This is a genomic window from Photorhabdus sp. RM71S, from assembly GCF_042879355.1.
Taxonomy (GTDB): Bacteria; Pseudomonadota; Gammaproteobacteria; order Enterobacterales; family Enterobacteriaceae; genus Photorhabdus; species Photorhabdus kayaii.
In genome coordinates, this window is record NZ_JBHFKV010000059.1 from 1 (window position 1) to 23,316 (window position 23,316).

General features: G+C 37.7%; 19 protein-coding genes. 6 read left to right on the forward strand and 13 right to left on the reverse strand.

What is annotated here, in order from left to right; translation table 11 throughout:
• The first annotated feature begins 49 nt into the window (after positions 1-49).
• From ACGF5R_RS20710 to ACGF5R_RS20720, 3 genes are read left to right on the forward strand one after another with little or no spacing between them, the layout of a single operon-like run.
• Positions 50-220, forward strand: a complete 171-nt coding sequence (locus ACGF5R_RS20710) for a hypothetical protein (RefSeq protein WP_387692493.1) — start codon at positions 50-52, stop codon at positions 218-220.
• Positions 221-242: 22 nt separating this feature from the next.
• Positions 243-1,367, forward strand: a complete 1,125-nt coding sequence (locus tag ACGF5R_RS20715) for an MBOAT family O-acyltransferase (protein ID WP_112877379.1) — start codon at positions 243-245, stop codon at positions 1,365-1,367.
• Positions 1,364-2,827: an AMP-binding protein gene (locus ACGF5R_RS20720; RefSeq protein ID WP_387692495.1), complete on the forward strand. Its 1,464-nt coding sequence runs from the start codon at positions 1,364-1,366 to the stop codon at positions 2,825-2,827. The genes ACGF5R_RS20715 and ACGF5R_RS20720 overlap by 4 nt, the downstream gene beginning before the upstream one ends.
• A 212-nt stretch (positions 2,828-3,039) precedes the next feature.
• On the opposite strand, the gene ACGF5R_RS20725 is transcribed toward ACGF5R_RS20720, so the two are convergent.
• From ACGF5R_RS20725 to ACGF5R_RS20755, 7 genes are all read right to left on the reverse strand, one after another.
• Positions 3,040-4,077: a DUF2156 domain-containing protein gene (locus tag ACGF5R_RS20725; RefSeq protein ID WP_262980620.1), complete on the reverse strand. Its 1,038-nt coding sequence runs from the start codon at positions 4,075-4,077 to the stop codon at positions 3,040-3,042.
• Positions 4,061-6,628 carry an aminotransferase class III-fold pyridoxal phosphate-dependent enzyme gene (locus ACGF5R_RS20730; RefSeq protein ID WP_387692497.1) on the reverse strand — a complete coding sequence of 856 codons (2,568 nt, stop codon included), beginning with the start codon at positions 6,626-6,628 and terminating at the stop codon, positions 4,061-4,063. Before ACGF5R_RS20730 ends, ACGF5R_RS20725 begins: the two co-directional genes overlap by 17 nt.
• 89 nt (positions 6,629-6,717) lie before the next feature.
• Positions 6,718-7,764, reverse strand: coding sequence for an acyl-CoA dehydrogenase (locus ACGF5R_RS20735; RefSeq protein WP_262980618.1), 1,047 nt, complete (start codon positions 7,762-7,764; stop codon positions 6,718-6,720).
• A 50-nt stretch (positions 7,765-7,814) separates the two neighbouring features.
• On the reverse strand, positions 7,815-8,711 hold the full coding sequence (locus ACGF5R_RS20740) for a hypothetical protein (RefSeq protein ID WP_387692499.1): 897 nt from the start codon (positions 8,709-8,711) through the stop codon (positions 7,815-7,817).
• A gap of 47 nt (positions 8,712-8,758) precedes the next feature.
• Positions 8,759-9,142, reverse strand: coding sequence for a hypothetical protein (locus ACGF5R_RS20745; protein ID WP_387692501.1), 384 nt, complete (start codon positions 9,140-9,142; stop codon positions 8,759-8,761).
• Positions 9,135-9,971 carry an alpha/beta fold hydrolase gene (locus ACGF5R_RS20750; protein WP_262980617.1) on the reverse strand — a complete coding sequence of 279 codons (837 nt, stop codon included), beginning with the start codon at positions 9,969-9,971 and terminating at the stop codon, positions 9,135-9,137. The genes ACGF5R_RS20745 and ACGF5R_RS20750 overlap by 8 nt, the downstream gene beginning before the upstream one ends.
• 676 nt (positions 9,972-10,647) lie before the next feature.
• Positions 10,648-12,147 carry a M28 family metallopeptidase gene (locus ACGF5R_RS20755; RefSeq protein ID WP_262980616.1) on the reverse strand — a complete coding sequence of 500 codons (1,500 nt, stop codon included), beginning with the start codon at positions 12,145-12,147 and terminating at the stop codon, positions 10,648-10,650.
• Between the two features lie 794 nt (positions 12,148-12,941).
• Between ACGF5R_RS20755 and ACGF5R_RS20760 the strand changes: the two genes are divergently transcribed.
• From ACGF5R_RS20760 to iclR, 3 genes are all read left to right on the forward strand, one after another.
• Positions 12,942-13,238 (forward strand): DUF1778 domain-containing protein, encoded by a 297-nt coding sequence (locus tag ACGF5R_RS20760; RefSeq protein WP_262980615.1) that lies wholly within the window; start codon positions 12,942-12,944, stop codon positions 13,236-13,238.
• Entirely contained in the window at positions 13,216-13,728 is a 513-nt protein-coding gene (locus ACGF5R_RS20765; protein WP_387692504.1) for a GNAT family N-acetyltransferase, read from the forward strand. The genes ACGF5R_RS20760 and ACGF5R_RS20765 overlap by 23 nt, the downstream gene beginning before the upstream one ends.
• A gap of 444 nt (positions 13,729-14,172) precedes the next feature.
• Positions 14,173-15,003 carry a glyoxylate bypass operon transcriptional repressor IclR gene (iclR, locus tag ACGF5R_RS20770; RefSeq protein ID WP_112877360.1) on the forward strand — a complete coding sequence of 277 codons (831 nt, stop codon included), beginning with the start codon at positions 14,173-14,175 and terminating at the stop codon, positions 15,001-15,003.
• A gap of 258 nt (positions 15,004-15,261) precedes the next feature.
• On the opposite strand, the gene ACGF5R_RS20775 is transcribed toward iclR, so the two are convergent.
• From ACGF5R_RS20775 to ACGF5R_RS20800, 6 genes are all read right to left on the reverse strand, one after another.
• Positions 15,262-15,828 carry a hypothetical protein gene (locus ACGF5R_RS20775; protein WP_049583005.1) on the reverse strand — a complete coding sequence of 189 codons (567 nt, stop codon included), beginning with the start codon at positions 15,826-15,828 and terminating at the stop codon, positions 15,262-15,264.
• Positions 15,829-16,249: 421 nt separating this feature from the next.
• Entirely contained in the window at positions 16,250-18,007 is a 1,758-nt protein-coding gene (aceK, locus tag ACGF5R_RS20780; protein ID WP_387692506.1) for a bifunctional isocitrate dehydrogenase kinase/phosphatase, read from the reverse strand.
• A 62-nt stretch (positions 18,008-18,069) separates the two neighbouring features.
• On the reverse strand, positions 18,070-19,377 hold the full coding sequence (aceA, locus tag ACGF5R_RS20785; RefSeq protein ID WP_387692508.1) for an isocitrate lyase: 1,308 nt from the start codon (positions 19,375-19,377) through the stop codon (positions 18,070-18,072).
• 96 nt (positions 19,378-19,473) lie between these two features.
• A complete protein-coding gene (gene aceB / locus ACGF5R_RS20790) occupies positions 19,474-21,072 on the reverse strand; it encodes a malate synthase A (protein WP_387692510.1) in 1,599 nt (532 codons plus the stop codon).
• A 299-nt stretch (positions 21,073-21,371) separates the two neighbouring features.
• On the reverse strand, positions 21,372-22,301 hold the full coding sequence (gene metA / locus ACGF5R_RS20795) for a homoserine O-succinyltransferase (protein WP_112877353.1): 930 nt from the start codon (positions 22,299-22,301) through the stop codon (positions 21,372-21,374).
• A 706-nt stretch (positions 22,302-23,007) separates the two neighbouring features.
• A partial coding sequence (locus ACGF5R_RS20800) for a hypothetical protein (RefSeq protein WP_387692512.1) occupies positions 23,008-23,316 on the reverse strand: 309 nt, incomplete at its 5' end.

The following is a 23,316-nucleotide window of genomic DNA, read 5'->3' on the forward strand; positions in this document are numbered from 1 at the left end:
TTCGGTCAGTTGTGTATAGGCCATAGTGCATTTTCCTTTGGCGAGAAAGATGCCTACTATAGCAACTGACCGCCCTTCTGAAAAATTGCACTTATTAGTCGAATCTGCCAAGGCTTTTTTATTATATCTTTTTCTAATGCTTACCTTATTTTATCATTCTGATTCTATCGTCAATGGTAGCAGTGAAGTTAAAGTAAAATATGAATATCAGCAATTTTAGAATAAAAAAGGCATAAGAAAACATGTTTGCAAATTTTAATTTTTTCATTTATCTATTTTCAGCCTCATTTGTTTTTTCTTTATTTTTTCTATTTTTTAATAAAAAAATAAACTCTAAAATTGCATTAAGTGTACTTTCTATTATTTGCTGGTGTATTATTTTTAGATATAAAATTTATATACCTATAGCATTATCTGTTTATTTCTATTTAATAACTTTAATTTTCAAAAAGAATATAATTAATAAATTAGTATCTTCTCTGCTAATAATTTCACCTTTATTTTTAGTTAAATTAAATTTGGAATTTAGTCATCTACTCAGTGTTATCGGTTTATCCTTTTTTACATTTAGGGCTATTGATGTCATTTTATTCTCTAGCAAGCAACAGAAAATAGTAATTTATGAATATTTTGCTTATTTATTCTTACCATTAGTTTGGCTGGCTGGCCCTATGTATAGATGGAACAGCTTCAAACGTGATTTACTTGAATTACAAGTGCCAGTCTCTTTAGAAAAATGGTTTGCCGGTGCTGGACAAATATTATATGGTGTAGTTCAGAAATTTTTATTCGCCGCCATTATCTATAACGTATTTTTATCTGACTATATTAATAAAGACACTATTGAATCATACTTAGTAGTTGCTATAAGTTATAGTTTTTACTTATATTTTGACTTTGCAGGTTATACCAATATGGCTTGTGGAGCCGGCAAGCTATTTGGAATAAACTTACCTATTAATTTTCATTATCCAATTTTAGCCAAAAATCCACAGGACTTTTGGCGTAGATTTCATATTAGTTTATCTGAATGGTTAAGAGACGTCATCTTTATGCCATTATATAAGATGCTAATGGAAAAAGACTTTTTCAAACATCATAGACTTTTTGCCCAGAATATCAGTATTTTTATCACATTATTTTGTATGGGTATTTGGAATGGACTAGAACTTAATTACATTATAAGTGGTGCTTTATTTGGTTCTTACTCAGTAATGCATAACTGCTTAATTAATTACACCAGAGATAAAGAAAATATCGCTAATATCCTAAATACAAAGATCATCTCTTTCTTTGGCAGACTGACAACGTTAACTTTAATTTGTTTTTCTTTATATATATTTAGTGGATACAGTTTTATAAAATGAAATATCTTGACGAATATAGCGAATCAAATTTTGATTTATTAATCAACGATAAAATAATATCGCCTTCTCATCCAAACAATCCCGCCATAGTGGGTTCAGATCAAGTCATATATTGGCGTGATTTATATCATGAGATTAAAAAATGGCATTCCAAATATTTAGAATTAAATTTAAATCGCAACACCCCTTTGATCTTATACGGACACAAAGAAGCTAATTTTTTAGTTTCAATTTATGCATGTATAACCTATAAGATCCCATTTATTCCAATCGATATAATTTATCCAATACAACGCTTATTAGAAATTGCATCACTATCCAACACTCCTTATTACTACGATGTGATTAACAATCAATTCAAAACAACAAACGTTGATTATATTGAGTTTGATGAAGATAATGTTGCCTATATCATGTTCACATCCGGTAGCACAGGAAAACCTAAAGGCGTAGTCATTGGACGTGAAAGCGTTTATGATCTTATGCGATGGATGTACAATGATTTCAAGCTTGGTGAAAAACCTATTTTCATGAATCAAGCGCTATTTAATTTTGATTTATCCATGTATGAAACATTTGGCACATTGGTATACGGTGGTACATGTATTTGCATTTCTCAAGAAACAACGACTGATTCTGAAAAATTCTATCAAATTTTAAATCATTATCAGCCAACGGTGTGGGTTTCAACCCCCTCTTTTTCCTATAAGCAATTGCTATCGCAAAATTTTAACTATTCCTTTTTAAAAAATCTAAAACATTTCCTATTTTGTGGTGAAATTCTAAGTAAAAACCTCGTTAAACATTTAAGGAAAAGATTTCCATCTGCCATTATCTATAACACTTATGGTCCTACAGAAGCTACTGTAGCAACAACATTAATTGAAATTAATGATCAATATCTCCATTCTGATATGGAATTATTGCCAATTGGAGAGTCAAGATCAGGTTCTACTCTAACATTAGAAAACGACGAAATTGTCATCTCTGGCTCTCATGTTATGAGAAAATATATTGGAGCCAAAACGGAAGATAATAATAGATTGACCATTGATCAACATGGAACGAGAAGTTTCCGAACTGGAGATATCGGCAAATTAATTGACAATATCTGGTATTGCTTTGGTAGGAAAGATAACCAAATAAAACTAAATGGCTATCGCATTGAGCTACATGAAATTGAAGAAAGGCTGATGAACCTTCCGATTGTCGATAGTGCTGTCGTTTTACCATTAAAAAAAGAAGATGGCTCTATTGTACGTTTGGTTGCTTTTTGTAAATTCAATACAATCCTTGATAAGGAAAATTTAGTTAACCTGCTTAAAAACAGTTTACCTTCTTATATGATACCTAGTGAATTCATCAATATTGATAATTTTCCAATTACAAATAACAGTAAAGTTGATACAAAATCTTTACTGTCAATATATAATAATAATGAATGTGAAATTATAAAATAATTAACGGAAAGCCGAAAATAGAAAGAAAAATAAGGTATAAACAACCTATAAAGAAAGAAATAATTTTAAATATATATGCTCAGTAAAAATAGGTTCACCATAGAAAATATATCAATAATCAAGAGATATTAACTATGACAGGTGATCAGCTCAGTATTTTTAGCCCCCACTGATCACCTGTTGCCCAACATTAAAAGAAGACTTTCTATAATTTAGATACTATTAGTCGTTCGCAATGTTGACCATAATGCTTTCATGGCCTTTCCTCTAGGGAAAGCAATATATTCCGGTTCAATTAACGACGGCCGCCAGCTCATTTTATATTGACGTTGCGAAGCAGCAGGATAAACAATGCCGCCTTTTGATGACAACCATTTGGCAACTTTATAAAAGATTGCCGAGTCATTGAAGTATCCTTCCTCGCCGAACTCCACCAAAGGCGTGAAGCCCAAATGAAGGTAGGAAACTACGCCCTCTTTCAGGAAGTCATTAATCGCGGTTTCATTAATAAATTGCATAGTGCCGTCGGGTATATCCGGTTTTTTTCGAGATAGATTATGAAACCATCCCGATGTCTCCCCCCAAGTGTAGCTATAAACAATATATGCCTGAATTTGTTCTCCCTGTGTTGCAATATAGACTCTGTGCTGGCCTGAACTCACTTCCACCGTATTGAAATCAATCACCAATTTTTTCAGGGCCTTCGCGTGTTTTTCTTTCAGCCAAAGCTGATTAATATGTTCTAGTTGTGGTTTAAATCGATAATATTCCTCTTGCGAGCAGATCTCTCGAATGGAAACCCCCGCTCTTCTGGATTTACTGATTTTATTTCTAAGCTGCTGAAACCGTTTGCCTTTCATATCATATCCATCAAGGCTCAATGAATAACTCGCGCCAAGCTGGTTCACAGAAAAACCATTATTTTTCAACAACACAAAATCGCTCTCATCACCGTGCAGAAAAACCGGGAAAGCCCGCTTTTCTCTGGTGAAGTTGAGAAAAGAGTGCAAAAGTGCAGCTCGTTCTTCGCCAGGAGCCAAAATACCGCCTACACACATATGCAGATTTTTGTCCTGAAAGAAACCAATAGCCCCCTTTTGATTAGTAAACCAATATGTTTCACTATTGAACAACAGGCTACTCAACGGGTGCTTTGCATAGCAAAGCACTTTTCTAAGATGACTGTTGCCAAGAACATCTTGAGCGTTCCCGGTAGCAATAATCTGGGGAGCATCAAGCAACATGCTCATAACGCTCACCTTGATTATTTCGGGAATACTGGACAGGGATGAACCCATGCTTCCTCGCAATATCCCGAATCGCCAATGCATCATTATAATCAATAGATTTACCGATGCTTTGATGAACACTTACCCCTTCAAGCGCTACAGCGATAGTTTCTGATAAACAGGCGAGATTTACCCCCGCAGGTACATCGATCACGTTGCAATCGCTATAAGCCACTTTCTCAGGCTGATAGACCAATCCCCCCTCGTAAATTTGACGGTTGCCATCACGAATGAAATCGAAAGGTCTGGCCGCATCAAAAACGATGGCAGAATCTTTTAAGTAATGTGTATTCAAGAAAGGCTTACCTTCACTCGTTGCCGAAACAATAAAATCAGCCTGACTCAAAGAATGTTCATAACTCTCTATCGCTTCCAAACCAAAGGTACCAACAACTTCAAGAACTTGCTGATGTAATATTTGTGCATCTGTCACCCCCGGATTTTGTTTAACAAGCCATTTTCTCATCTTATCCATGACCGAATCTGGCTGGATAACATCATGAGTCCTTAACACTGCGGAGAGAAGCGCCTTGGTCAGTTCAGAGAGCAATACGCGTGCTTTATTGGGGCGGCTAACCAAGATAATCCGGCCAAAGTTATGAGCTAAACCAATGACTGAAAGCCTGCCTACGGAGCCTCTGGCGCCCACTACCGCCAATGTTTGCCGGGATGCATTCTCAGTCAACATTGAGCGTATCCCCTCAATCACCGCCACCGCCGTCAGAGAGTTGCCATTAGTCAATATCCGACCCTGCCGATTATTCACCAAGCTATTACCACCATTAGTAATAACCGAGGTATAAGCACCTAAGCCAACAATTTCAGCGCCATTTTTCTCTGCCACATCAAGATATTCCTTCATCAATACCACCCGTTCTTTCGCCGACAATGCCATCATATCTTCGGGACTGATGGGGGAGAAAAGGAGCATGCCATTGGCATATGCCGTTGAACTCTCGACACCAAACTCAACCGCGATATCCGGATTAAAATCAATCGAGGAAACCTGCGTGATCCAATTACCGAGCTGTTTCTGCTGCTCCAGCGTGTAATTCTCCTTTATTGACAAGCAATAAGAATGAGCGAGCTCATTGACCGAAGTGGTATGAATCAAGAAAGCGAATTTCTTACCCTCAATCAATCCAGGGATAGGCGCTTTAATCTGGGCCAAGTTGTTATTTTTTGAAATGGGATAACTCACCGAAGCGGGTGGAAGCTCCGCAACCGGTATGTCTATCAAGTGTGAAAAAAGAATGTCATATCGTCCATTCTCAACCAGTTGACATATCTCATCAAAAGCCGTGAAAAACGTCTTAATATCCTCTTTGGAAACGTTAAGCGGTGGCTCAAAACGTACAGAACAAGGACGAGACATTAACGGCATGGTGAAAAGACCATAATATTTCAATAAGAAACTACAAATGATATAAGCCAGTCCACCGCTTCTTTGACTGAAATTGATAAATATGTTGGAAGCCGCTTTACTGTCCTGTATTTCAAGACCACGCATCAATCCAGCCCCTTGCCAGTAAAAATGCTTCGGGTATTTAGCAGACAATTGTTCAAGACATTCATCAACATAACGGCTGACTTCTTGAATATGGGTTAACGCCTTACCATCATCTTTAGTCAGATGCTCGATAACAGCAATCCCCATCGTTGCGGCTAGAACGTTATTGGCAAAAGTGGAGCTATGTTTCCTGTCGAACTCGGATAAATAAAGCTCATCTGAATACAACATCGCACCAATCGGCGAGATACCTGCCCCCAGCGCTTTAGAAAACAGGATAACATCCGGTTTCAAAGCATAGAGCGTGGCCGCGCAAAATGCCCCGAGCCTACCGATACCCGTCTGAACTTCGTCAAATACTGACAATGTGCCATTGTCTTTACACAGTGCCAAAATACTGGACAACGTATCTGGTGGAATCACTTTCATTCCACCTTCTCCTTGCACCGGTTCAATGATAAATGCAGCAAATTCCCGGCTCTCCAGCTTTCTTTTTATTTCATTTAAATCTTCGCTATCAACCTGCTCATATAATTTATCATCGTAAATGAAATCGGCTTTAAATCGATTTGATCCCGTAGCGGATAATGCCGAATAGGTTTTTCCGTGAAAACTGCGATGCAAGCTCAGAATACGCTTTCTGCCAGTAAACAGACGGGTAAATTTAATCGCAGCTTCTACTGTTTCAGCACCACTGTTAGTAAAAGTACAGTGGGTATATTTTTCCTTATCTATTTGCTCTGCAAGCATTTCAGCCAATAGCCGTACCTTTTTGTGAATATTGGGCTGAAAGAAGATAGGCTCTTTATCTTTAGTGAATCTGTCAATTTCAGCGATAGCGAAATCAGGATTATGTCCAAATGGCAGAGCACCATATTGAGCCAAAAAATCCTTAACAACCCGGCCATCCGATAATGTAAGCTGGTTATCTTGAGCAGACTTGATATCCAATTCAAGGCCCACAGAATTCAATAAACTCTCACGATATTGATTAACAAACATAGTTTTCTCTCTTTTTTTAGGTGCACAAAGTCATGCTGTAAACAGCATGGGAAAATCCTTGAGTGATAAATAGGTGATTCTAGAAGTAATTAAGTTTGCTGCATGATCTGGTTAATCATTTGGAATTCTCCTATCGGATGAAATTTAAATAACTGTACTGCCAAATAGAAATTCATAATTTCCGGTGTTGTCATTACCTTAATCCCACCGCAACATCGGAATATGAAACTGGCAGTCTCCTCAAGGATCTTTTCCAAGGTATAACGTAACGCGAGAATCTTATGGACGGCATTTTCATCCTGGCTAGCATAAAAGGCAATAATCATCATCTGACCGAGAATAACATTAATCTTATAATCAGCTTGGGTCAGGGTATATTTAATTGGTTGCTGTTCTACTACTTTCTCAGGAATAAAACGAGTCAGCCCATCAAGAATTCCAGAATAAGTATTTGCGGCAAAATAATTAAATAGTGATAAACCGCAGGAAAGCAGCATCTGTTGTTCAATCCCTTTATAATGAGAAAGTCGTTGAGGTGATACTTCGGCATCCAAGAATTTGATTTCTTGATTATCACTTTCAGCCAAAATTGCCAACTTCCAAAAGGGAATAACCTTAACATTCTGCACCGATTTAGAAATCATCACGATTCTCATCTCATTGTTATTATCGGTATCGCAGACGGATAACACATAATAATCAGCAATCGAAGATAAGGAACAAGGTTTCTTCGAACCATTAACAAGCAGTTTTCCCTCTTTAGAATGCATTTTAAGTGACGGTGTAAAAATATCCGTTCCAGGCAGGCCCTCTGCAAAAGCAGAAGCAACCAGCGCTTTTGATGCCATAACGCCATTCAATAATATGTTACTGTCTTCGAATATGTCAGGAAATTTACTGCAAGCCAGTACAATATGATTATGCATTGTTAAGGCAATACCAACAGCGGGAAGCCATGCAGAGGCTTCACGGATAGTATTACCGACTTGATGAAGCCCATCCATATTGGATTGAGCCATCAAACGTAGGCATTGTGAAGCGGCTTCAGAACCCAATAACAATCTTTTCAATCTATCTGGTGTCAAATGTTGGTATTTCCCGCTATTCTTCCTGAGTTCTTCAACAATATTTGTCATTTTTAATTCTCCTTAACCTATTCAAACAACCTGCTGAATAAGGCCAATATCTACACTAAGCCCATGTATTTAAGGCGTGACTGCTGCATCTGTTCAACCAAGGAATGAGATAGCTCAAGACGAGATTCCACCGTAGAATCGGACAACAACATTCCAGGCACTAATTCATAACCTTCAATCAAGCGCAAGTGGTGCTGCATACCCCGTTGATAGAACATTTCACGCTCCACAAACAAGTCATCAACAGATACCTGGTTCCATAACGCCAGCCCTTCTTCTATACACTCAAGAGCCGATTGCTTTAGAGAACTATCATTTTCGAGTGCCATCTTGACGATATTTGCACACACTGTCAGATGTCTTAATTCATCAGCATTGGCTCTGGCCTGTGTCTCGGCGGCGACAATATCAAAAGGGTGCCACTTGATTTCGCTGAGCTCTGACGTTGGCGCAAGCACGCCTTCCAGAACAACAGTAATGATTAACACGCCTGCAATGTAGTCATTTTTCAACACCACCCACTCATCGAAATAAGTTCTCAATGTTTCCAACATATTAGTCATTTTTCCTCGTAAGAGGCTTTCCATTTTTCCGGCCACATTGTCGATATCCGCAAAGCCTATTCTGACCAGATGTTCTCTGAATAATTTAGCATGTCTACCTTCATCAAATATCTGAGTCAGCATATAATCAAAGTTGATATTGTCAGGAGCCTTATCTGCAAGTAACAATAATGCTTTCGTTGCTTCATATTCCGAAATCGATTTAAAAGAAAGTTCCCTGATCAGAGACTCCCGTAAATCACCCGGCAAATAGGTTAATTTAGGATCATTGGCATAATGGGTTCTTTTTCTTTGTTCAACATTTATCTGTTCAGTGAACCATTCATCCAAGCCCCAATCTTTTGCCCGCATTTCTACTTCCGATGCCTGTTTAATTAAATTCATAATATAAATGCCTCCCCAAATAAGTTATCTCTCTATAATGATTTACTTCAATGAACAGTGGGCTGCTTAAATATATTAATAGATAACTTAGGAAAATTTCCCAGTACACCTCGATCCAGGCAGATATGAACAAACAGTGCAATAACGCTGTAATTGTCCTTAAAGAACCAGATCCAGAGCAAACTAATCACACTGAGTGTGAATAAATTATGGCAAATATTATAAAAGGTATAAAAAGCAGCAGGAGGAATTTCTTTTTTATTCAGTAAACTCCAGATCCGCCCTGGGTAGTAGCCAATAATATCAATCAGAAAAAATAACAAAATAAATTGCCACCAATTTATATAACCTTCAAGCTGCCATGTCAGAAATAAACTGATAAAGAACAATCCTAGAAATTCCCAACGCAGAATTTTCAATGTATTAATCATCGCTATTCTCCATTATTTCTCTTTTCATGATTGCAATAATGTCTCCTGGCTGTTTAATCCAGGCACTGTGAGGATTACCTTTGAGAGACAAAGTTATTTCCCTAACTTCTGCATTAGGTATAAGACTTGCTAATACCTGAGTAGACTTTAACGGAGCCCAATTATCTCCTTTAAAACAGATATAAATAGCCTTGGATAAATTTTTATTCTCCTTCCCCTTATAAGCACGGACATGATCATAATTTCCCGTACAAGCAGTTTTGGACCAGTCCCGCATTAACCCCTTAGCTTCTCTTATGCCAAAACCAATCTTTTTCCCAGGGAGATAACCATATAACGCAGTCAGAATGTTAAAAATAATAGCTGCTGTTATTATCTGTACCCTCCCCATTCCCTGCCAATTCTTATACCATACGTTCCCGGTTGCCACACAAAACAGAGAAAATGACCTGTCAGTTGATCTGGCAAAGAGCGTCGCAATATGTCCTCCAAGACTGTGACCAAAGACAATAGGAATTTTATGTCTATTTAATTCAACAGCCTTGTCTAACATTGCCGGAAGATAATCCTGCAACAGATCGGAATAGTTATAGTCATTTTTTCGACTTGGTTTAGGTTGATTGTCTCCATAACCTGGCATATCAGCAGTGACAACCTGAAACCCCTCTTTTACCAGTTGTTGTATTAAAGCGTCATATTTCCTGATTTCCACACCAATAGCAGGTAACAATATAACAACTCTGCCATTACTATCTCCCTGATAAACTTTATAATTACAGAGAAAATTGCCAGCCACTTTAAAATGATTACCATTAATATTATTTTTCATATCTATATGCTCCCAATAACTACATCACGCTCCGGTGACTGGCATTGGCGATAAATCCGCCAAAAAAGTTTTATTTTCAATGCGATAAGTGTCAAATGCTTGTCCATATCGCCGGGTTATTAGTGATTTTCTAATTTTTTATTAACCAATATAAAAGCCCCTTATACTTTCTTAGTAACAGGCTATAGATAAAGCAAGGAACATATATTATTTTATAAATTATTTGCTGGAAAAATTATTTTACACATTAGAAAAATTTAGTTTCAAATGTAAATCATACCATTTAAATATTAATAAATAATTTATAAACCAATAATAAAATATCAATTTTAAATGTATTGAATTTACATGAAACAATATTGATAGAAAGCTATAACCACATAAAACAACAAACAGTTAATAGTAATAAGAGATAATCTTAGTTTAAATAACACATAAAAAAAATGAAATTTATTCATGAATCAATTTGAAAATATATTCAAAAAATTATTTACCAACATTATTTTCACAAATCTATTTATATTACTTCCTTAGATACTTTACATGGCAAAATTATTAATACCAATGAATTATATCATTACCACTATTTAGTTTATGAAATTAACCAGCCATTCTGCTCTCTTACTCTATGACTGGTTTTATATTAACTTTAATTATAACGACTAATTTTATAGAATTAAGTTATTCGCTTCCAAAGACTGGCTATACCAAATCCCAAAATAAGCATTGGCAGAATAGCGAGCGCACTCCCCACTACAGGAGCATGTAATCCGACAGAAACAAGGTATATAATTGGAGCATAGAGAATACATGTAATGTAAGTACAGATAATTAATAAAATCAACGCAACGCTAAATTTATTGAACTCCCTCAACATCAAATCCGTTAATAAAAACAGCAAAACAGGTAATGTAATAAGATAAGATGCTGTGGGTACAACTAATGCTGCGACAAGGCTAAATAATCCAGCAAGTATCCTTAAAATGCTCTGGATATTTGATACAGTTCGGCGTGAAGATGAAAACCATATATTTCTTATCGCTAATGAGATAGAGAGTAAAAATGTTAAAATACCTGTAACGAAAGCGGAAAATATAGATATGATAATAAGCCCAATATAGGGCACAGGAAAGTAAACTGCATCTACACTTTCTTTAAACAAGTTAATCTCATCTTTTACCGCGAAATGCGCTCCCAAATCCCGAATCGTTCGCTGATATCGCCACAAAGTTCCAAGGTTAAGATTCTCAACTGTATCACTCATACGGTGGTAATGCTCATAACCCAAGATCGTAGCAAAATTCATCCCGGTAAACCCTCTATTCAGAAAGACACTAAAATCTGTGTTATTCTGCAACATTTGATACACGATGGGACTAAATGAAAAAGCTACTGGCTTATAAGCATTCCGATTCCATTCTGAAACAAGAGCAAGATTTTTTGCCGATGTCTCAAATAAGAGTGGCACGCCATTATTTCCCCGAGCATCAAAATTAAAAACAACATCTATTGGTTGAGTAGCGATCTCATTAATATTCTTAACAAAGTGATGCGCACCGAGTAATCCCAACTCTTCAGCATCAGAGAATAAGAATATAACGTTATTTTTTATATCCGTTCTTTTAGCAAGATCCCGCATTAATTGGAGTACCGAGGCGACGGCTATACCATTATCACTGGCTCCTGGCGCAGTTCTAACACTGTCATAATGTGAAACGAATAATAAAGTTCCTTCTGGCGAAGGAACCTCCAACTTTGCGATAAGATTCGTTCCAGTTAATTCTGATTGTTCCCCCACTTGTTTTGCAAAGTTGCCTGTATTTATCCTGGCAAACTCTTTATCAAAAGCTCGGCGTTGTTGACTATTGAAGTTTGAATACATTCTCTTCTGCCGAGAGGCCAAATCATCCGCCGTGTAATGAAATGTCTGTTCAGTGACGCTATATCCCATATCATTCATTTCGTTAATCAGGTAAGCCCGAACTAACGCTTGCTGTGTTGAAGCCGCAGGATGAGGTTCCGCAGCAATAACACCAAGCATTCTCATCACATTCTTGAATCCACTTTCTTTAAAATATTCAACAGGGACTTTATCAGGAAGTACCAAACCGATACCCTGAATAATCGCAACAATTAAAGTTGCCAAAAAACAGATAATCAAAAAAATGCGTTTCATTAAACTCTCCCATTCCGACAAAATAGTAACAAAATATTATTCTTGATATAATTAATAATATTTTCTCATATTTTTATAATTAAAATGAAAATATAGAAAATCAATCCAAATAACTCAGACTAATTTAAAACAATATAAAACATTATTTTTGACAATAACATACGCTCTTTTGTAATTATATAATCAAAAAATAGTTAGATAAAAATCATATTTCCTATAAATTCATCAAGGTATTATTTACATATTCTTTTCAAGAAAATACCATTAATATAATGAGTCAATTCCTAAAAATATTTTATTATTCTACTCCACGAAGATTACCTAGATAACAGAAATTCCAGTTTATATCGTACTGAACCAATAATGTCAGTTACAGATAGGAAACCATTTCTATTTTAATAATATTGTGCATTTATAATGAATTAACTATCATAAACTACACCAGACCAAACTTAATCTGACATCCATTCTTGATAGCTGTTAGCTCAAGTCTGAGCTAGTACAACAGCTAAATGTAGTTTCGTACCACTCTTTAACAACTCTGCATGCCCGAATTTTGATGATTTTTGTTCTATATTGATATGGCTTGTTTAGTCTCACAATGTGACATCATTTTGGCACACATATTGACTTTTGTTAAAATCGATATTAAATTCATCAATGGAGGAAGCTTAGCATTTCACCAAATAATATGTTCCCCTAGCTCCGAATAAACAATGTAAGCGAGTAGTGGATATCTATAGTGAACTAATAACTAAAGAACTAATAACCGCAATGCGGTAGGAGTAAGGCTTATGGCCACGTTAGCAAATGAAAGAATCACCACAAGGGTAAGTTCAGAGACCAAAGAGTTACTCGAAAGAGCGTTATCATTATCAGGGTATGCAAGTTTGAATAGCTTTATTGCCAATGCTGCTGTAGCAGAGGCAAAAAGACTTATTGAACAAAATATGCGTATTCAATTGTGTCAAGAAGATGCATTGGCGTTTGTCCATGCATTGGAAAAACCAGTCAAGGTAAATGAACGTTTCCTTCGTGCTGCTCGTAGACATAAGGAAACAATAACAGATGAAGATAGAACGTTTAAATAAAAACAAACACGATAGAAGTAATTTTGATTGTGGTGAACCCGCGCTAAACAACTACTTGAAAGCAGTATCGGGACAGCATGATAAAAAGGACTTATCAAGAACATTCGTCCTTATAAGTAGTCAAAATGGATCTCAAATAAAGGGATACTATTCCTTGGCTCTATGCACGGTAGAACTAGACGAACTACCAGAAAAAATATCGAAAAAGTACCCTTCAACACTACATTGCGCACTTATTGGTCGACTGGCTGTAAATAAACCATTTCAACGCCAAGGATTTAGTGAAATCTTGCTTATAGATGCAATTCGAAAAGCTATAGAGTCGTCAAAATCTATTCCCATCCCGATGATTATCGTCGATGCTAAGAACAACATAGCCAAAAAACTGTATATGAACGTAGGTTTTGAAGAATTTCCTCAGACAAAGAACAAACTATTCATACCTATGGCTGTTGCAATAGAAATGATAAAAAGAGTAGATGCGATGTAACATATCTCTGTATACCCTATGGATTTCAAGATGCATCGCGACGGCAAGGGAGTAAATCCCCGGGAGCATAGCGAACTATGTGACCGGGGTGAGCGAGTGCAGCCAACAAAGAGGCAACTTGAAAGATAACGGGTATATAAGTCAAAATTTGATCTAGTACACATAAACCCACGAAGCGATAAGAAATGCAAACCCGGAAAAGTAGCGATCAACAGGTAACTAAAGTATGCGATTACTGACCATTCGCCACTCCTGTACATCCGGCTCATATTTGCTAAAAGTCCCAAGCCAGCGTTACCTATAGATTCTGGGCAAGATTTTGAAATTTCTTTAAATCTCAATGATAGGTGGCATTTTCCACACATCGGATGAGTGTTTTTCAGGTTTATCGTCCATAATGAGAAATGAAAATGAATTCCATCTTATTATTCAGAGGGTATTTCGATGAGCACTGCCGTTACCAGTAAAAAAACAAAAAAAACTAAGATTACGGCGAATAATGCTGTTGCTAATGGGCAAGTACAGTCATTAAGTCGCGGTCTGACTCTTTTGGAATATATTTCCGATTCACCCGGCGGTATCGCCCTGACTGATTTAGCCCAACAAGCCGGATTACCAAATTCTACCACTCACCGTCTTCTGACCACCTTGCAACAGCACGGTTTTGTCCGTCAGATTGGCGATTTAGGGCTGTGGGTTATCGGTTCACACACTTTTATTATCGGCAGCAGTTTCTTACAGAGCCGAAATTTATTGGCACTCATTCACCCGATCCTCCGCCGTTTGATGGAAGATTCCGGTGAAACCGTTAATTTGGCGATTCTTGATCACAGTGAATATGAAGCGGTTATTGTCGATCAAGTACAATGTAATGCGTTGATGAGAATGTCCGCCCCTATCGGCGGTAAGTTGCCTATGCATGCTTCCGGAGCGGGTAAAGCATTCCTTTCAACATTATCAGATAACCAACTGGTTCAATTACTGCATAAAAAAGGGCTACATTCTTATACGCAACATACCAAGACAACTCCTTCGGGTTTAAAAGAAAATCTGGAGCAGGCACGTAAACAAGGGTATTCGTTCGATGATGAAGAACATGCTTTAGGTCTGCGCTGTATTGCTGCCTGTATTTATGATGAGCATCATCAAGCCTTTGCCGCTATTTCTATTTCTGGCCCAGTCTCACGGATCACTGATGATCGCATCACTGAACTTGGTGCTTTAGTGATCCGGGCAGCAAAAGAGATCAGTAAAGAATATGGCGGGATTCGTTAATTCTTTTTCTTAAATTATCATATGATTCTCAGGGCATTGATTTTTTCGTGCCCTGTCTTTTTAGACCAATAAATTTAATTTATCATTCCGCTAAAAATATTAGCGGCAATATAATAGAATAGCAACAAAATTATTTAACTAGTTTAGACATAATATCAATAGAAAATGAGATAAAGAATCCGAAAATAATTATATTCCCGGACTCTTATATATAGGAGAATTAGTTAATGGAACACTAATCGATGAGTATCATCCTGATTAAATCGCTTTTGATAAATTCCAAGTGCCTGTTCCGTTACCTCGATTAGAAAGACGTGAAGTATATACATTATATAATGCACCAGCAGCAGTAGCATTGAAACAAGTATCAAGAAATCCTCCACGTACGCTATTATAACCATTCAGAAAACGGATAACATCACTTTCACGAACTTTACCATCATATCCATTGGTTGTATCTGAAAAAATGTACCATGTCAGGGTCTCAACCGGACGTGCTGCTTTATCCGATGTATAAATATTATAGAGTTCAGGTGATGGCGCATAACCATTAGTACCGAGATATCCCCCATTATTCTGGTAAAGATTGAAAAGAAACACGATATCACCACTGTAAATCTCTTCCCCTACGCCTTTTCCGCTCGCAGACAAAATTTGCCATGTACCCGTACCGGTACCCGGAGCACGAGTCGGCGAAGTAGCCGTGTATACGTTATATTTTGCGCCTTGCGCGGTTGCATAACCATTAGTATCCAGATAACCACCATTTCCAAGATAGTTATTTTTAATATGGATTTTATCACCGTATAAAATTACACTAGCCATTATTATATCCTTAAATACTTCCAAGAAGTTATATGTGTGTTATATGAGAATTTTCATGTATTTAATTTAGAGTCAAAAATATCAATTCTTTTTACAACCGCTAGCCGTGGCTAAAAATCCTTGATTCCCAAACTCTATAAAATTATAGAACCTCCACAAATAAGTGGATCTATTTTTATTTCTTAAAGAAATTATTAAATATATGCTTTTAACTCACATTCCAATTATGCCTTCCTAATAAGAAATATATTTCATATAGAATCCCAGGTTTATTTTTATTAGAAATATTCACATCCCACACAATAAAAACAAATAGGAATTAATTTATATTTAATTCAGAGAAATAATTTAATGAGGATAATAATATTAACTATTGGTGAAAATGGCGGTTACTGACAGCAATCGCCAATTCCCAATAAAATCAGGCTGAAACTTTGACAATAGAGTAAGTTTCTATTTCAGTACGTTGACTGAACCGCTGTTTGCGGCGATACGCAAACACATCTTCCACATGACCACTTCTAATCCGTTCCTGTAACGCCCGCCAATAGTCTGCTTTAAATAAATCACTATGCATCTCTTCAAAATAACAGCGAATACGACTGTCAGTGCAAAGAAAATGTCGGAATTCTTCAGGAAAAACATCATTTGGCGCCACGCTATACCACGGTTCACCGGCAAGCTCATCTTCTGGATAACGCGGTGGCGGTATGTCTCGAAAATTAACTTCTGTCATATAACAGATTTCATCATAGTCGTAGAACACTACTCGTCCATGCCGTGTCACACCAAAGTTTTTAAACAGCATATCTCCAGGGAAAATATTCGCTGCTGCAAGTTGTTTAATCGCATTACCGTACTCTTCGATGACATCTTTCAGCTTCTGCTCTTCCACCTGTTCCATATAGATATTCAGCGGTGTCATCCGCCGTTCCATATATAGATGTTTAATCAGGATTTTATCACCCAAATCTTCTAGCTTTTCTGGCACTTCTTTCTGCAACTCTGCCATTAGTTCAGGACTGATGCGGGCTTTATCAATAACGAAATTTTCAAACTCCTGTGTGTCGGCCATCCTCCCCACACGATCATGCTCCTTGACCAGACGGTAACACTCCTGTACCCGCTCCTGAGTCACCTCTTTCTGCGGCGCAAATCTATCTTTAATCACCTTGAAGACGCGATCAAATGAAGGCGAAGTAAACACTAACATCACCATCCCTTTAACACCGGGAGCAATTATAAGTTGCTCTTTGGAGAAGGTAATAAACGCTAGATATTCCCGATAATATTCTGTCTTACCATGCTTCTGGCAGCCGATTGCCATATAAAGTTCAGACGTTGATTTGGCAGGCAGAATTTCTCTCAGCCATTCAACCAAAGCCGCAGGCAAAGGCGCATAAACCATAAAATAGGAACGGGCGAAACCAAATACAATGCTAGCATCAGCATAATCAGTCAGGCAGGTATCGATAAAGATCCCCCCAGATTCGTTATGATGGATCGGCAATAAGAAAGGATAAACTTGACTGCCCATGCGGATCTTACCGACTAACCAAGCCGCTTTGTTACGATAAAACAGTTCATTAGCTATCTGAAAAGTTGCCTGTAATAATTCTCCGACTGGAAATATCTGTTGTAGATAGTCTGTAATATAATAAATATCTCTTTCCAGATTTTCCCAAGGTAAACGCAGCGGCAGATCATTAAGAATTGTCCGTAACATTAACGCAAGATTATCATTAGGGAAAAAGTCACGCGATAATGGCCGAGGAATATCCCGAAATCTACGTGCAGGCTGTGAGGTAAAAATAAATAATTTATCCGGTGTCAAATTGCGATGCTCAAATAGACGGCAATAAACAGAATTAAAAAAACTCTCGGCAATTTCAAACCGGGGATAATCCGGTAATAAACCGGTATAAACAACCTTTACCTTGGTAATGTACTCTTCATCATATCCAAAAGCACCATGTATACATTTAAGCTGCTCAACCACCAGCCCAACATGATGATCATAAAGATTGATACGCTTTTTCATAGCTTTCTGTACAGCGTGCCAGTCGGCCTGTTCAAAGCGTTGTTGTGCGCCTGAAGTCACTTCCAGAAAGCGACCATATTGTGCATCGAATCCCTGTAAAATGGTTTGTGCTATCAAATGTGCTGAATCTATCTCCATCGCAACTCCTCAATATATTCAGCCTGCAATAAGCAGGCTGAATAGGATCAGAAATACAACAATCAGAACTGCTGCTCTTCTGTGGAACCTGTCAATGCGGTTACTGACGATGTTCCCCCTTGAATAATCGTTGTGACTTTATCGAAATAACCTGTGCCAACCTCCTGTTGATGAGAAGAGAAAGTATAACCACGGTTAATTGATTCAAACTCTCTTTCCTGTACTTTCTCCACATAATGTTTCATCCCTTCACCCTGCGCGTAAGCATGCGCCAAGTCGAACATGTTGAACCACATACTGTGGATACCCGCCAGAGTAATAAATTGGAATTTATAACCCATTGCTGACAGTTCATCCTGGAAACGCGCAATAGTCTTATCATCCAGATTCTTTTTCCAATTGAACGATGGAGAACAGTTGTAAGCTAACAATTTACCGGGATATTTAGCATGAATCGCCTCAGCAAAACGACGGGCCATTTCAATATCAGGTGTTGATGTTTCACACCATATCAAGTCAGCATACGGCGCATAAGCCAAACCGCGACTAATCGCTTGATCGATACCCGCTTTGGTGCGGAAGAACCCTTCAACAGTCCGTTCGTCAGTAATGAATTCACTGTCATAAGTGTCACTGTCAGAGGTTAACAGATCGGCTGCATCAGCATCGGTACGAGCAATCAACAGGGTAGGTACGCCAGAAACATCCGCCGCCAAACGCGCAGCAACCAATTTTTGAATCGCCTCTTGTGTCGGAACCAGAACTTTACCGCCCATATGACCACATTTTTTCACCGCTGCCAGTTGATCTTCAAAGTGAACAGCCGCAGCACCCGCTTCAATCATAGCTTTCATCAATTCAAAAGCATTCAGAACACCACCAAATCCTGCTTCCGCATCCGCCACAATTGGCAGAAAATAATCGATATATTCCTGATGATCAGTACCAATACCATTTGCCCACTGAATCTGATCTGCCCGGCGGAAACTGTTATTAATGCGTTTTACCGCCGCCGGGACTGAATCCACCGGATACAGGGACTGATCAGGATACATACTGGATGCAGTGTTAGCATCAGCCGCAACCTGCCAACCAGAAAGATAAACCGCCTCAATACCCGCTTTTGCCTGCTGTAATGCCTGCCCACCCGTCAATGCACCTAATGAGTTGACATAGCCTTTCTTTGCCATGCCATGCAGCAATTCCCACAGTTTTTTAGCACCAAGCTGTGCCAATGTATGTTCTGGATTAACCGAACCACGTAATTTAACCACATCTTCCGCACTGTACGGACGGATAATTCCATTCCAACGGTCACTTTTCCATTCTTGTTCCAGCTGAGCGATTTGTTGAGTTCTGGAGATTGTCATAACTTCTACTTCCTATCTTTGTTAAATTAATCGGATATGGTGTTTTGTTATTATTCGTTGCTCAAACTTCTCTCAGTAGCCCTAATGGGATGGGCTCTAATCAAGCAATTGATATCCCGGCAACGTCAGGAAATCTATCAGCTCGTCCTGAGTTGTAATGCGCTCCATCAACTTGGCCGCATCGCTAAATCGCCCTTGACTGAAACGTGTTTCTCCAACTTCTTGCTTAATAACCTCCATTTCCTCTGCCAACATCTGCTTGAACAAACTTTTTGTCACTTTTTTACCGTTAGATAATGATTTTTCGTGATAAATCCATTGCCAAATGGATGTCCGGGAAATTTCGGCTGTCGCAGCATCTTCCATCAAACCATAAATAGGAACGCAGCCATTTCCTGAAATCCACGCTTCAATGTATTGAACCGCTACACGGATATTGGCCCGCATACCTTCTTCAGTACGATCGCCTGGGCAAGGTTCCAGTAATTGAGCTGCGGTAATCGGTGCATCTTCTTCACGGAAAATATCTAACTGGTTTTGCCGCTCTGCCAAGACCCTATCGAAAACTTCCATTACCGTGTCGGCAAGACCTGGGTGGGCAATCCATGTACCATCATGACCATTGCGTGCTTCCAGCTCTTTATCCGCCCGGACTTTATCTAGTACCCAATTGTTGCGTTCAATATCTTTACTGGGGATAAAAGCAGCCATTCCCCCCATCGCAAATGCTCCGCGCTTATGGCAGGTTTTGATCAGCAAACGGGAATAAGCACTGAGGAAAGGTTGATCCATTGTGACAGACTGACGATCAGGCAGAACCCGATCACTATGATTTTTCAGTGTCTTAATGTAGCTGAAAATATAATCCCAACGGCCACAATTAAGGCCGACGATATGATGCCGAAGATGATAAAGAATCTCATCCATCTGAAATACAGCCGGCAGAGTTTCAATCAATACTGTTGCTTTGATTGTGCCTCTCGGTAACTCAAAACGATCTTCTGCAAAACTGAATACATCACTCCACCACTGAGCTTCGTGGTAAGACTGAATCTTTGGCAAGTAGAAATAGGGGCCGCTCCCCTTTGCCAGCAATTGCTTATAGTTGTGGTAAAAATAGAGCGCAAAATCAAACAATCCACCGGCAATGGGCTCATTCTGATAGATAACATGTTTTTCCGGTAAATGAAGCCCTCTTACCCGTGCGATCAGAACAGCGGGATCTGATTGCAACTGGTACTGTTTACCCTGCTCATTAACGTAAGAAATTGTGCCATTAACCGCATCACGCAGGTTGATTTGCCCTTCAATCACCTTATCCCAAGCTGGCGCTAAGGAATCTTCGAAATCCGCCATGAAAACTTTTACATTAGCATTCAAAGCGTTGATAACCATTTTCCGTTCTACTGGTCCAGTGATTTCTACTCTACGATCACGGAGATCCGCTGGAATATTTTGAATTTCCCATTCACTTTCACGAATGGAACTGGTTTCCGAAATAAAATCAGGCAATTCACCATCATCAATTTTCTTCTGCCAAATATCCCGATCGACTAACAATTTTTTCCGTGCATCAGTAAACCGAACAACCAGATCTTTCAGAAAATCTACCGCCTCAGGTATCAAAACCTCCTGCTCTGCTGCTCCAAATCGTTTAATAAACGATAATTCAGTCGCTAAAGTTTGCTGCGTCATTCATTCATCCTCATTTTAAACCACACCTGAATAAGAGTAATAGAAATTTAAAATAAATCAAAAACGATTTCCATTTTTTAAAAAATTTATTTTTATTCTATGAAAAACAATTAGTTATATTGCAAATTACCAATTTTAAATTAGAGAAATTAATTCCATAAATTATAAGATCATTTGGTTAAGTTTTTGTTATATAAGATAAACTACAAAAAGTGCGATATTTTGATAGGTGTTAATAACAGGAAAGTAGAAAAAATCAGAAGGGTTAAATGGCTGAATTTCAGCCATTTATAAAGATATTAATCCAGTGTTGGATTCATGTAGGTAAGATCATATGGCGTGATCTGGTACACATAATAATTTAGCCAGTTGGAAAATAATAAATGCCCGTGACTACGCCATGATGCCAGTGGTTTTCTTTCTGGATTATTATCTGGAAAATAATTTATTGGGATCTTGGGTTCCAAACCTGCTGCCAAATCGCGTAAATATTCACTAGCCAACGTTCCAGCATCATATTCCGGGTGACCAGTAACAAATACCATGCGCTTATCTTTACTTGCCAGTAAATACACACCCGCCTCCTCAGAACTGCAAAGAATATCCAGATCAGTATGTTCACGAATAACCTGCTCAGGAAAATCTGCATAGCGAGAATGAGGCGCAAAAAAAGATTCATCAAAGCCGCGAGTCAATAATGCTAAAGGCTCCAAAGTAGAATGATAATAAACACCTGATAGTTTTACTTCTCTGGTAAGCTTCGGTAAGCCGTACAAAATATTCAAAGCGGCTTGCACAGCCCAACAAATAAATAAGGTAGAAGTGACATGTTCCTTTGCCCAACTAATTATTCTTTCAATCTGTTTCCAATATGCCACATCTTCGAATTCAACTAATCCCAATGGCGCTCCAGTGACAATTAAACCATCAAAGTTTTGGTGTTTTATCTGCTCGAAATCACAATAAAAGTTATTCAAATGTTCAGCAGGCGTATTCCTGCACTTTCGGTTATCTATTCTCAATAGCTGGATATCTACCTGTAAAGGCGTATTGGATAGTAATCTTAAAAATTGATTTTCAGTCTCAATTTTCTTTGGCATCAGGTTAAGCAGCAATACCTTTAGTGGACGTATATTTTGAATATTTGCACGAGTAGATGTCATCACGAACACATTCTCGTTTCGTAAAAAATTCACTGCGGGTAATTCATCCGGTATACAAATTGGCATTCTATAACCTCGATTTTTTATCCATTTACACGCTTAGACTTCTAGATAGCTAAATCTAACTAAGTATTAACAAAATGTCGAGGATTTACAAGTAAGCTGAAATTATTTCATTTTTGGTCTTACAACAATGTTCAACATGATAATAGTTAATAAATTTTCAGTATTTATAACAGAAAATACTTTAAATTATATTTTTTATATAAAAAAACAATAAGGTAAATTAAATTAAAAATGGAATGAAACATATTAAAAATCAATGATATTTTCAGTAGAAATGAGGAAAACCAAAACAAAAAGGCAAAATTATAAGAAGTCAAATTACAAGCTATCAATATTAAAAACAATACATTCTAAAAAAGCAACAAGACTAATTGATAAAATATTCTTATTATTAATATTGAGTTATAAGATTTATCTTCAATACTAGAATATGAACTTTTCTTATAATAAGAAGCTAATTTGAATCAGATGCTAATAATAAGAATGGAAAGAGAAAAAATAGGTAATTACACAATTCAAATTACAGACTCTAAAACAGATATTCGAACTCATTAAAGTCTGTTAATAACCGGCTCAATGATGTTTATGAATATATAGAGATTTTTGTCATGCTCGACTAACCTTAGGATAACATGATTCATTTTTTCCCATCAGTTCAAAAAGCCATTTAAATTATTATTTATGCCTGCTATTACTACAACATATTTTAATTATTTAAGACTACTAAACAAACTATTTGTTTCTTAAAGGGAATAAGTAAATAAATAATATACCCGTTATCTTTCAAGTTGCCTCTTTGTTGGCTGCACTCACTCATCCCGGTCACATCGTTCGCTATGTCCCTGCGGATTCGCTCTCTTGCCGTCGCGGTGCATCTTGAAATCCATAGGATATCCCTTTTAAAACGCAAAAACCCCCAGCTCTCGCTGAGGGTTTCTACTGTATTTAAAGCCTGGCAGTTCCCTACTCTCACATGGGGAGACCCCACACTACCATCGGCGCTACGGCGTTTCAC

Bases quoted from the DNA above. Each gene is read 5' to 3' on its own strand.
- ACGF5R_RS20740 (WP_387692499.1), bottom strand. From the start codon at position 8,711: ATGAATTTAATTAAACAGGCATCGGAAGTAGAAATGCGGGCAAAAGAT.
- ACGF5R_RS20720 (WP_387692495.1), top strand. From the start codon at position 1,364: ATGAAATATCTTGACGAATATAGCGAATCAAATTTTGATTTATTAATC.
- ACGF5R_RS20745 (WP_387692501.1), bottom strand. From the start codon at position 9,142: ATGATTAATACATTGAAAATTCTGCGTTGGGAATTTCTAGGATTGTTC.
- ACGF5R_RS20755 (WP_262980616.1), bottom strand. From the start codon at position 12,147: ATGAAACGCATTTTTTTGATTATCTGTTTTTTGGCAACTTTAATTGTT.
- ACGF5R_RS20765 (WP_387692504.1), top strand. From the start codon at position 13,216: ATGAAGATAGAACGTTTAAATAAAAACAAACACGATAGAAGTAATTTT.
- ACGF5R_RS20775 (WP_049583005.1), bottom strand. From the start codon at position 15,828: ATGGCTAGTGTAATTTTATACGGTGATAAAATCCATATTAAAAATAAC.
- iclR (WP_112877360.1), top strand. From the start codon at position 14,173: ATGAGCACTGCCGTTACCAGTAAAAAAACAAAAAAAACTAAGATTACG.
- metA (WP_112877353.1), bottom strand. From the start codon at position 22,301: ATGCCAATTTGTATACCGGATGAATTACCCGCAGTGAATTTTTTACGA.
- ACGF5R_RS20735 (WP_262980618.1), bottom strand. From the start codon at position 7,764: ATGACAAATATTGTTGAAGAACTCAGGAAGAATAGCGGGAAATACCAA.
- ACGF5R_RS20730 (WP_387692497.1), bottom strand. From the start codon at position 6,628: ATGTTTGTTAATCAATATCGTGAGAGTTTATTGAATTCTGTGGGCCTT.
- ACGF5R_RS20715 (WP_112877379.1), top strand. From the start codon at position 243: ATGTTTGCAAATTTTAATTTTTTCATTTATCTATTTTCAGCCTCATTT.
- aceB (WP_387692510.1), bottom strand. From the start codon at position 21,072: ATGACGCAGCAAACTTTAGCGACTGAATTATCGTTTATTAAACGATTT.
- aceK (WP_387692506.1), bottom strand. From the start codon at position 18,007: ATGGAGATAGATTCAGCACATTTGATAGCACAAACCATTTTACAGGGA.
- ACGF5R_RS20725 (WP_262980620.1), bottom strand. From the start codon at position 4,077: ATGAGCATGTTGCTTGATGCTCCCCAGATTATTGCTACCGGGAACGCT.
- ACGF5R_RS20710 (WP_387692493.1), top strand. From the start codon at position 50: ATGCCTACTATAGCAACTGACCGCCCTTCTGAAAAATTGCACTTATTA.
- ACGF5R_RS20750 (WP_262980617.1), bottom strand. From the start codon at position 9,971: ATGAAAAATAATATTAATGGTAATCATTTTAAAGTGGCTGGCAATTTT.
- ACGF5R_RS20760 (WP_262980615.1), top strand. From the start codon at position 12,942: ATGGCCACGTTAGCAAATGAAAGAATCACCACAAGGGTAAGTTCAGAG.
- aceA (WP_387692508.1), bottom strand. From the start codon at position 19,377: ATGACAATCTCCAGAACTCAACAAATCGCTCAGCTGGAACAAGAATGG.